This window comes from Bathymodiolus azoricus thioautotrophic gill symbiont (assembly GCF_001298715.1).
In the GTDB taxonomy this organism is placed as follows: Bacteria; Pseudomonadota; Gammaproteobacteria; order PS1; family Pseudothioglobaceae; genus Thiodubiliella.
This window is the reverse complement of sequence record NZ_CDSC02000285.1, coordinates 1-9,755: the sequence shown is the minus strand read 5'-3', so window position 1 is coordinate 9,755 and position 9,755 is coordinate 1. Positions and strand designations below refer to the sequence as shown.

11 protein-coding genes are annotated in these 9,755 nt (G+C 37.9%); 7 read left to right on the top strand and 4 right to left on the bottom strand.

Annotated elements, in window-relative coordinates:
• Positions 1–61: 61 nt before the first annotated feature.
• The 6 genes from ispD to BAZSYMA_RS05530 are packed head-to-tail and all read left to right on the top strand — an operon-like array spanning position 62 to position 5,099.
• Complete coding sequence (gene ispD / locus BAZSYMA_RS05555; protein ID WP_090716526.1) at positions 62–766, top strand: 2-C-methyl-D-erythritol 4-phosphate cytidylyltransferase; 705 nt, start codon at positions 62–64, stop codon at positions 764–766.
• Entirely contained in the window at positions 756–1,229 is a 474-nt protein-coding gene (ispF, locus tag BAZSYMA_RS05550; RefSeq protein WP_090716524.1) for a 2-C-methyl-D-erythritol 2,4-cyclodiphosphate synthase, read from the top strand. Before ispD ends, ispF begins: the two co-directional genes overlap by 11 nt.
• On the top strand, positions 1,226–2,641 hold the full coding sequence (murC, locus tag BAZSYMA_RS05545; RefSeq protein WP_090716523.1) for a UDP-N-acetylmuramate--L-alanine ligase: 1,416 nt from the start codon (positions 1,226–1,228) through the stop codon (positions 2,639–2,641). The genes ispF and murC overlap by 4 nt, the downstream gene beginning before the upstream one ends.
• 7 nt (positions 2,642–2,648) lie before the next feature.
• The gene (murB, locus tag BAZSYMA_RS05540) at positions 2,649–3,461 is read left to right on the top strand and encodes a UDP-N-acetylmuramate dehydrogenase (protein ID WP_241502564.1); all 813 of its coding nucleotides are present in this window, start codon (positions 2,649–2,651) and stop codon (positions 3,459–3,461) included.
• A complete protein-coding gene (locus tag BAZSYMA_RS05535; protein WP_090716521.1) occupies positions 3,458–4,336 on the top strand; it encodes a D-alanine--D-alanine ligase in 879 nt (292 codons plus the stop codon). Before murB ends, BAZSYMA_RS05535 begins: the two co-directional genes overlap by 4 nt.
• The gene (locus tag BAZSYMA_RS05530) at positions 4,329–5,099 is read left to right on the top strand and encodes a cell division protein FtsQ/DivIB (protein WP_195910115.1); all 771 of its coding nucleotides are present in this window, start codon (positions 4,329–4,331) and stop codon (positions 5,097–5,099) included. The genes BAZSYMA_RS05535 and BAZSYMA_RS05530 overlap by 8 nt, the downstream gene beginning before the upstream one ends.
• Here the strand turns inward: BAZSYMA_RS05530 and BAZSYMA_RS05525 are convergent.
• From BAZSYMA_RS05525 to BAZSYMA_RS05510, 4 genes are read right to left on the bottom strand one after another with little or no spacing between them, the layout of a single operon-like run.
• Positions 5,089–5,781: a hypothetical protein gene (locus BAZSYMA_RS05525; RefSeq protein ID WP_090716518.1), complete on the bottom strand. Its 693-nt coding sequence runs from the start codon at positions 5,779–5,781 to the stop codon at positions 5,089–5,091. The two genes, BAZSYMA_RS05530 and BAZSYMA_RS05525, sit on opposite strands and share 11 nt — an antisense overlap.
• A 9-nt stretch (positions 5,782–5,790) precedes the next feature.
• Positions 5,791–7,326 carry a lytic transglycosylase gene (locus BAZSYMA_RS05520; protein ID WP_241502562.1) on the bottom strand — a complete coding sequence of 512 codons (1,536 nt, stop codon included), beginning with the start codon at positions 7,324–7,326 and terminating at the stop codon, positions 5,791–5,793.
• A 17-nt stretch (positions 7,327–7,343) separates the two neighbouring features.
• Positions 7,344–7,652, bottom strand: coding sequence for a BolA family protein (locus tag BAZSYMA_RS05515; RefSeq protein WP_090716516.1), 309 nt, complete (start codon positions 7,650–7,652; stop codon positions 7,344–7,346).
• Positions 7,652–8,662 (bottom strand): CDP-6-deoxy-delta-3,4-glucoseen reductase, encoded by a 1,011-nt coding sequence (locus BAZSYMA_RS05510; protein ID WP_090716506.1) that lies wholly within the window; start codon positions 8,660–8,662, stop codon positions 7,652–7,654. The genes BAZSYMA_RS05515 and BAZSYMA_RS05510 overlap by 1 nt, the downstream gene beginning before the upstream one ends.
• 83 nt (positions 8,663–8,745) lie before the next feature.
• On the opposite strand from BAZSYMA_RS05510, the gene miaA reads away from it, so the two are divergent.
• Positions 8,746–9,681, top strand: coding sequence for a tRNA (adenosine(37)-N6)-dimethylallyltransferase MiaA (gene miaA, locus BAZSYMA_RS05505; protein WP_090716504.1), 936 nt, complete (start codon positions 8,746–8,748; stop codon positions 9,679–9,681).
• Positions 9,682–9,755: the final 74 nt, after the last annotated feature.

Below are 9,755 nucleotides of genomic sequence, written 5' to 3'. Positions count from 1 at the left end.
CGACTAATTAACTCAACCCAGTTAATTAATATCATCACCTCCTTAGGTATAATTCTGACTTATGTCAACCGATAAACATTTTCTTATTGTTCCTGCAAGTGGCATGGGTTCGCGTATGAATGCCAAACAGCCCAAACAACATCTTAAATTAAAAAATGGTTTGAGTGTGCTTGACCAAACACTTAAAACTTTGTTGAATATCGAACAAATCAAAGGCTGTGTCGTTGCTATTACTGAAAACGACACAGCCTTTAAAAACTCAGTATTTGCCAATCATGATAAACTACTGGCAACTGCCATTGGTGGCAAGGAGCGCCTCCACTCTGTTATCTCAGCACTAAATGCATTACGCCCTTTTACCAAGAATAATGATTGGGTGTTGGTACACGACGCTGCTAGACCTTGTGTCAAGGCGAGTGAAATAGAAAATCTTATTAAGCAGCTCAAAGACCATCCTACGGGCGGACTATTGGCTACAAAAGTGGTGGACACTATTAAAAAATCTCACGGAAATATCGTGGAAAGCACCTTGGATAGGTCAACGCTTTGGCAGGCACAAACGCCCCAAATGTATCGTTTTTTTGTATTATCCAAAGCATTAGAAAATGCAGTACAAAATAATTTAACGATTACCGACGAAGCAAGCAGTATTGAGTATTTAGGCTTGGAATCTATCTTGGTTGAAGCAAGTAAAAGTAATCTAAAGATCACCACAGCAGAAGACCTAACACTCGCAAACTTTTATCTAGAACAAAATGAAAATTAAAACTGGAATCGGGCAAGACTCCCACGCTTTTGATAGCGAAAACAACAAGCCATTGGTTTTAGGTGGTATTGAGTTTCATCATCCTCAAGGATTAAAAGGCAACAGCGATGCAGATGTGATTTTACATTCAATCACCAATGCGCTCTCCTCAGTGACAGGTCAAAATATTCTTGGCACTAAAGCTGACGAGCTTTGTCAACAAGGTATCACTGATAGCACTGAATATCTAAAACTTGCACTCAAAGATTTAGGCAGTTGGCAAATCGAGCATATTGCCATTGCCGTTGAGTGTCTAGTACCTAAAATCACACCGAAAATGCAAGCACTAAAGTCTAATATTGCCAACTTAACCAACATTGAAATTAGTGATATTGGCATCACTGCTACCACAGGTGAAGGTTTAAGCGCTTTTGGAAAAGGGAAAGGCATTCAAGTGTTCACTATTATCACTGTTTCAAAATGAATAATTTACTACCTACTTTCAGCTCTAGAATTAAAAGAATCCATTTTATTGGTATTGGTGGCTCAGGTATGAGCGGTATTGCCGAGGTGCTACATAATTTGGGTTATCAAATTTCAGGTTCAGATTTAAATCAAAGCCCTATTACCAAACGCTTGCAAAAATTAGGCTGTGAGGTTTTTAACGCTCATCATCAAAACAATATCAAAGATGCTGATGCTGTAGTGGTTTCCAGTGCGATTAGTCAGAAAAATCCAGAACTTATCAACGCACAGAAAAACAATATCCCTGTTGTCCCTAGAGCAGAAATGTTGGCTGAAATTATGCGTTTTCGCTTTGGTATTGCTGTTGCAGGTACTCATGGAAAAACCACCACCACCAGTTTAATTACTCATATTTTGAATACCGCTAAACTTGATCCAACTTATATTATTGGTGGTATTTTAAATTCTAGCGGTATCAACGCAAAACTCGGTGAGAGTGATTATTTGATAGCTGAAGCCGATGAGTCTGATGCATCTTTCTTATTGTTACAACCCATGCTCAGCGTCATCACCAATATTGACCAAGACCACATGAGCACTTATGATTATGATTATAAGAAACTCACTGATGCCTTTATTAGCTTCACTTCTAACCTACCTTTTTATGGTGCGTGTGTACTATGTTCAGACGATGATGGCGTCAAAGATATACTCAGCAGCATTCACCGTCCTTTGGTCACTTATGGCTTTTCCGATGGGGTTGATGTTCAAGCAATCAACATTAGTCAATCTAATAGAAAAATGTATTTTGAGGTTATTCTTACCCCTCAAAAGCAATCTTTTAAAGTTGAATTCAACAGCATAGGAAGGCACAATATTCTCAACACCTTAGCGGCTATTGGTGTGGCTTGTAAGCTAGATATAAGTATTGATATTATCCAAAGTGCACTAAAAAGTTTTACTGGTGTTGCACGACGACTTGATTATCACGGCGAACTTACTATTAATAATCATCGAATATCCTTATACGATGATTATGGACACCATCCAAATGAAATTTTGGCAGTCATTGAAAGCTTAAGAAGCACTTATAAAAACAAAAACTTAGTGGTAATTTTCCAGCCACATCGTTATTCAAGAACACGGGATTTATTTGATGCTTTTTCTCATGCCTTATCCAAAGTGGATGGACTTATCTTACTTGAAGTTTATCCTGCCAATGAGCGTCCAATTGCCAATATTAATTCTAGCTCACTGGCAAACAGTATTCGTCAACGCTCGACACTTGACCCAATTGTGGTTAAAAATACCAAAGAAGCCCTTAAAATCTTGCCCAATATTATTGAAAGTAATGATGTAGTACTAACACTTGGCGCTGGCGATATTCATACTTTGGTTAAACCCATCATGACACAATATGCTGACTCATAACAAGCCAATGGCTAAGCATTGCTCATTCAGAGTAGGCGGTATCGCACAAGATTTTTTTACACCCAATACACTCAATGAGTTATCGGACTTTTTAAAAAGCAATCAAAAACCTATCTTGATGTTAGGGTTAGGTAGCAACCTGCTGGTGCGTGATAGAGGTTTTTTAGGGGTTGCTATCAAACTCACACAACTCAATCAATTAGGTGTTGAAAATGGCATTGTTCAAGCAGATGCAGGTGTGACACTGGCAAAGCTCTCTCGATTTTGCGGATCTCAAGGGTTGAATGGCGCTGAATTTTTAAGTGCTATTCCAGGCAGTGTCGGTGGTGCATTAGCAATGAATGCGGGTGCATTTGGTTTTGAGATTTGGTCTTCAGTTGAATCTGTCACCACTATTAATACTTTAGGCAAGGTATTTAAGCGTAGCGTCACTGAGTTTAATATTGCCTATAGAAAAGTAGCACCACAGCATAAGGATGAGTATTTTATTAGTGCAAGTTTAAGATTTTCACAGACTAACAAACAACAAAATATCAAAGCCTTGTTAAAAAAGCGTAACGATTCTCAGCCGATTGGTGAGGCGAATTGCGGCAGCGTGTTTAAAAATCCGCCAAATAATTTTGCCGCAAAACTCATTGAAGACAGTAACTTAAAAGGTTTTTGTATCGGTGGTGCTTGCGTATCCAGCAAACATGCCAACTTTATTACCAACCAAGACAATGCTACTGCAGATGATATTGAAAATCTCATTAAACACATTCAACAAACCGTAAAATCTATGTACGATATTAGCCTGGAAACTGAAGTAGTGATAATATGATAGCAATATTAATGGGTGGCAACTCAACCGAGCGAGATGTCTCATTAAACAGTGGAGAATCTATTTATAAGTCCTTAGAAAACCAAAACATTGATTGCTTTAAGTTTGACTGGTTGGGTGATAATCTTGAGGAACTTTGGACTCAGAATTTTGACAAGGCTTTTATCGCATTGCATGGTCGTGGCGGTGAAGATGGCGCTATTCAAAGGCAACTTGAGAAGCATAATATTGCCTACACAGGCTCAAATGCAAATGCATCCGAGCAATGTATGAATAAAGCCAAAACCAAAAACATTTGGAAGCAATACGATTTAGCACTATCGCCTTGGGTTGTTGCCAATGCTGGACAGGTAATACCTGAGATTGATTTTCCACTACCTTGGGCAGTTAAGCCAATATTGGAAGGATCAAGTGTGGGTATTAGCAAAGTTGAAGATATGTCGCAACTAAAACCTGCTTTAAAATTAGCCTTTAAATATGACAATACCGCACTCATTGAAAAGTGGATAGAAGGCAATGAATATACTGTTTCAATTCTCAATGGCAAACCTTTACCAGTGGTTCAAATTAAAGTAGATCAAGGATTTTATGATTACCAGTCCAAATACCTATCTGATACAACACAATATTTATCTCCATGTGGACTCTCAAATGCAGAAGAAAAACACTTGCAAGAAATTGCCATGCAAGCATTTGATGTGATGGGTGCAAAAACTTGGGGGCGTGTTGACTTCATTTTGGACAAAAAAAACGCGCCTTATTTATTAGAAATCAACACCGTACCTGGTATGACTTCTCACTCACTGGTACCCATGGCCGCTAAAGCATTTGGTTTAAGTTTTGATGAATTGGTGTTGGCGATTCTCAATGGCTAAAAAAAAACGCAGGTCTAAATTCAACAAACGCACAAAAACGCGTGGGGGGGAAATAAAGCCACTGGCTATCAGTTTTGCTATTCTTAGCACCATAGGGTTAATTGTATGGGGTGTACTGAGCGTTATGGAGAGCCCTTTTTTAAAGGCGAAAATTCATTGGGAAATTGATAGTCAATTACCAATTGCACCAATAGTGTTAAAAAAAAGCATCCACTCACTCACTGACAATAAATACCAATTTGACACAGATAAAATTAAGCAAATATTAGAATTTCAACCGTGGGTTGCTAAAGCACATATCACCGAGCAGTGGCTTTCTAACGATATTCAAATTAAAATTAAGTCTCAACAAATCGCAATGCGTTGGGAAAATAATGATTGCAAAAAAAAGAAAACACTTCATTGCACAGGCTATATATCTAATAACGGTGAATTATTTACCCCTCAAAAAACTGTTAAATCTGAAGCGCCATTAGCACACTCTAAAGCAAAAAAAGAAATCGTCATGCAACTTTACCAAGATTATCAAGATTATCAAAAACAAGCTGGGAAAATGCCCATCAAATCATTTTCTAAAACGCACATTGATCAACTTACATTTAAGCCAAATATTAAAGTGAATTTGGGTTATCAACAAAAAAAACAGCGTTTGGCACGCTTTTTAAAAACCTACAAAAAACTTAGAAAAAAAGTGGCACGCAAAAAATTGGATAAAGCCACCTTTGATATGAGATACCCAAAAGGCTTTACTTTTAAGTATTAGATTGAGACTCTTTAGTGATTAACTGATAACACAACGCCAATGTAATTGAACTCCAATAAAATGCCAGCACTCTTGCTGCCCACTCCACCCCTATGTCTAAAGCAAGCATACGAGATAAAGAGCCAAACAACAAAACGATTAACATGGGCACAACCACCTGCAAAAAGAACAAATTCAACTGCGCAGGAAACGATAATTCCCAACGATATTTAATAGGATTACCAATCGCAATATTGACAAAATTAAGCGTGATTGGCACCACTAAAAAAGATATTAACAATGATAGCCACAATAAATTATTCATGATAAGTGTCGCCATACTCACAAAGCCAACCAATAGTGTTAAACCAATAAATCGTGCAATCTTAGCAAACTCTAAAACTGGCAAAATACTTACCGATTGCTCACCTAGAACAACTAAACGATAAAGATTAATAGACAAAGAAAGATGTCCATAGAAAAACAAGGCAAGATAAAGCCCTGTATTGTCTAGAAAAATAGGTGGCTCAGACAACTTGTTAGCAAACATTTGTTTCGCTAATGCTATTAATTCTGGTGCTGACATTAACAACGGTAGAGAAATTAACACTGGAATAATAGAAATCTCTAGTATCTTTTTCCAATGCACCGTAGCAAATGCAAAACCCGCTACAAAAATTTTATGAATAGGTAATTGATGCATTTAATTGTCTTATTGTTTAACGATGGATTTGATAATTTTAAGCTTCTTGCCAATTTTCAGTGGCTTTTTAATAAACAATTTATTCCACTTGAGCAGTTGCGATACGCGCACACCAAATTTATGTGCAATTGCCGATAAGTTATCGCCAGCCCTAACACGATAAGTTATCGTTCTTTTAACATTCACACCAATTTTAGTGAGATTTTTCAGTTTTGATGCTTTAACTTTCGATACCTGCCAAATTATTAATTTTTGCCCGATTTGTAGTCCTTTGATGGCATTAAACAAATGATTCCATTTAATAATGCTTTTAGCAGGCACATCATAACGATTAGATATCAGCCACAAATTTTCACCTTTAACAACTTTATGGATGATTTTTTTACCGTGTTTTTGGCTATTTAACCGCTGCTCTGTACGCTGGTCTTTAGATAATGAGTAATAGTTTTTGGATTTTTTAGGAATAGGGATAATGATTTTTTCACCGTGTTTAATTTTCAGGCCTTCTATATTATTAATGTTCTTAATATAAGCCACTGATGAATTAAAAAATTTTGCCAACTTATTCAGATTGTCGCCTGATTTAATCGTATAACGCTTATAATTTAGCTGTTTTTTCTTGGGGTAAGCCGAACGCGCTTTTTTAAAGCCTGCCACTTTTTCAATTGGCAGTAATAGTTCATAACGGAAAACATCTGGCGTTGCCCAACGATTTAAATCAGGATTCAGCGTATAAATCTCATCTAAACTTAGCCCAGTCCACTGAGAAATTAGTGATAAATCCAATTGTGAATATACATACACTGACTCAAGTTTTGGCTTATTGGCAACAGGGGTAATCGTTTGTCCATATTTATGTGGGTTTCTAATCAACTCTGCCACTGCTAACAATCTTGGCACATAACCTTCGGTTTCCCTAGGTAGAGAGATATTCCAAAAATCTGCTTTTTTACCTTTGGCTTTGTTCTTAGCGACTGCCCTTTTTACCCTACCCGGTCCAGAATTATAACTGGCAATCGCCAATAACCAATCCCCCTTAAATAAGGCGTGCAAATCCTTCAAATACTTGACTGCCGAACGCGTTGAGTGAATCACACTACGGCGCTCATCCACCCAATAATTCTGCTTTAGTCCATAGAGTTTTCCCGTATCAGGAATAAACTGCCATAAGCCCGACGCTGTGCCGTGTGAGTAAGAAAATGGATAATATGCCGACTCAATAATTGGCAATAGCGCCAACTCAATCGGTAAGCCTGCTTTTTCTACTTCTCTAACCACTAAATGCAAATAAGGTCCAGCGCGTTTGGTAACTCGCGTTAAATGATCAGGGTTATCCTTAAACCATTTAATATGCCAATACAAATCTTTTTGGGAGCGAGGCTTTAGCGTACTTCCCTTAGAAATACGCTTCCACAAATCATTTTCACTTAATTGTACAGGTGGTTTTTGATAAGCTAAAGTAGAGCGCTCAGATATTTCAACTATTTTTTTTTGTTCTGGCTTTACATTATTTTGAATAGAACAAGAGCTCAATAAAAAAGACAAAAGCAATGGAATGAATCTTAAGATTTTGAGCCTCCTGAACACTTAGGAGAATCAGGTGCACCATTTTTCATCTCCCACTCATCTGGCGTGTAAGTATGCATCGCTAAAGCATGAATATGGTTTAATTCTTCTTTAAATAATTGATTGATAAATCGGTGTCTATCAATCAGTTTAAGATCAATAAAATAATCACTCACCACCACCAATTTAAAATGTGATTCGGTTGCAGGTCCAGAATGATTATTAGACTCATTGGTAACCTCTAAATGCACCGGATTAAGTGCAATACTCAGTTGTTCTGTCAAGTGTTGTTGCATATCGCTCATTATTTCTTTCCTGTAAAGGCAAAAACAAAGGCATCTGAAAAGAAATTATCCTGAATCATACCTTGCTCAACAAAACTTTTAGCCGCAGACTTGACCATCTCTGGTGGCCCACACGCATAAATCTCATACCCCGTTAAATCCTCAAAATCTCTCAATATGCTTTTATGTACAAAGCCTTTTCTACCCTGCCAATCTTCATTGGACTGCGACAACACGGGCACAAAATGAATGTTATCATTTTCATTCGCCCACTGCTGAGGTAAATCCATATACAAATCCACCTCGTTACGCACCCCCCAATAAATGTAAATTGATCGATCAAGTTTAGTGGCAATCGCATGCTCAACAATGGATTTAATCGGTGCAAACCCTGTACCGCCAGCCATTAAAATAACAGGCTTTTTACTGTCTTCTCTAAAGAAGAAATCCCCTTTAGGTCCTTCCAATTGCAATAGCGACTTTTCCCTTAATTGATTAAAAATAAAATTGGTGAATTTACCCCCTTCAATCAAACGCACATGCAGATCTATCAAGCCATCATTACCTGGTGCATTAGCAATAGAAAAAGCCCGAGGCTCAAAATCAGGGTGGATTAAATCAATATACTGCCCTGCCAAATATTGCAAGGACTCCGCATTTGGAATTTTTAAAAATATCTGTGTCACATCATGATTAAGGCGCTCAATACTTTGCACCTTGCAAGGTAGTGTTCTCACCTCAATATCTGCCACACTATTGAGTTCATCAATCACCAGTGCCACATCAGATTTAGCACGACACTGGCACAACAGTGCCATGCCATCAGCCACCTCTTCAGGGGTGATACCATTCGGAATACCACCTTCGTAACCCACTTCGCCCTCAATAATCGTCGCCTTGCATTTTCCACAAAAGCCTTTTTGACAACCATAAGGGAAATTTAATCCATGGATAAGCGCATCATCCAAAATAGCACTATCACCATCGGTTCTAAAAACTTTACCAGTTACTTGATTTTCAATTGTAAACATCGTTTATTCTATGAGACTTTTATTAGTGCTGATATTATAATGTAGGTTATGTCAATTAATGTCTAGTAATTCAAAGTCCTTTTATGTCACAAATACCAAATAAAACTGTTGTATTTTTAATGGGACCTACCGCCTCAGGTAAGACCGATTTAGCTATTCAACTGGCAGATAAATTCAAAACAAGAATCATCAGCGTTGATTCAGCACTCATTTACAAAGGCATGGACATCGGCACTGCCAAGCCCAATAAAACAATCTTAGAGAAATATCCGCATCATTTAATTGATATTTGTAACCCAGAAGACACTTACTCAGCTTTTGATTTTGTACACGATGCCAACAAACAAATCGAAACTGCCTTTAAAAATGGCGAAACACCCATCTTAGTTGGTGGCACTTCATTTTATTTTAACGCGCTTGAACATGGGCTCTCTAACCTACCAGAATCCACCAAAAAATCCAAAGAAAAATTTAACCAACTACACCAAGAAAAAGGCTCTGCCACACTACATAAAGACTTAAAACAAATTGACCCGCAAGCTGCAAATCGCATTCATCCAAATGACTCTCAACGCATTACCCGTGCATTAGAAGTGTTTGAGCTCAGCGGTAAAACTCTAAGCGAACTACAAGGCAACAAACAACCTAGTATCAACTACCCCATCAAAAAAATTATCCTCATGCCCGAACGAGCTGAACTACACAGGCGTATCGAAGCGCGCTTTTTATCCATGATGGAAAACGGCTTTCTAGAAGAAGCAAAAACTCTAAAACAAAACCCAAATTTACACGAAAACTTGCCCTCTATCCGCTGTGTTGGCTACCGCCAAGCATGGCAATATCTCAACAATGAGATTAACGAAGCAACCATGATAGAAAAAGCCGTCATTGCCACCCGCCAGCTCTGCAAACGCCAAAGCACTTGGCTAAGAAGTGAAAAAAATGCGCTGATTTTAACAACCAACAACATTGAGGCAACAATGCAATTTATAAAACCTTCCGCCCGCCTATCGCTCTGAATCATTATTTGGAAATCCTTACACAGGGTAACCTCTTTAAATTTCGTCTTAATTTGAGAACGATATTACTTAGT

Coding starts and splice junctions, on each gene's coding strand:
- ispD (WP_090716526.1), top strand. CDS start 62: ATGTCAACCGATAAACATTTTCTTATTGTTCCTGCAAGTGGCATGGGT.
- ispF (WP_090716524.1), top strand. CDS start 756: ATGAAAATTAAAACTGGAATCGGGCAAGACTCCCACGCTTTTGATAGC.
- murC (WP_090716523.1), top strand. CDS start 1,226: ATGAATAATTTACTACCTACTTTCAGCTCTAGAATTAAAAGAATCCAT.
- murB (WP_241502564.1), top strand. CDS start 2,649: ATGGCTAAGCATTGCTCATTCAGAGTAGGCGGTATCGCACAAGATTTT.
- BAZSYMA_RS05535 (WP_090716521.1), top strand. CDS start 3,458: ATGATAGCAATATTAATGGGTGGCAACTCAACCGAGCGAGATGTCTCA.
- BAZSYMA_RS05530 (WP_195910115.1), top strand. CDS start 4,329: ATGGCTAAAAAAAAACGCAGGTCTAAATTCAACAAACGCACAAAAACG.
- BAZSYMA_RS05525 (WP_090716518.1), bottom strand. CDS start 5,781: ATGCATCAATTACCTATTCATAAAATTTTTGTAGCGGGTTTTGCATTT.
- BAZSYMA_RS05515 (WP_090716516.1), bottom strand. CDS start 7,652: ATGAGCGATATGCAACAACACTTGACAGAACAACTGAGTATTGCACTT.
- BAZSYMA_RS05510 (WP_090716506.1), bottom strand. CDS start 8,662: ATGTTTACAATTGAAAATCAAGTAACTGGTAAAGTTTTTAGAACCGAT.
- miaA (WP_090716504.1), top strand. CDS start 8,746: ATGTCACAAATACCAAATAAAACTGTTGTATTTTTAATGGGACCTACC.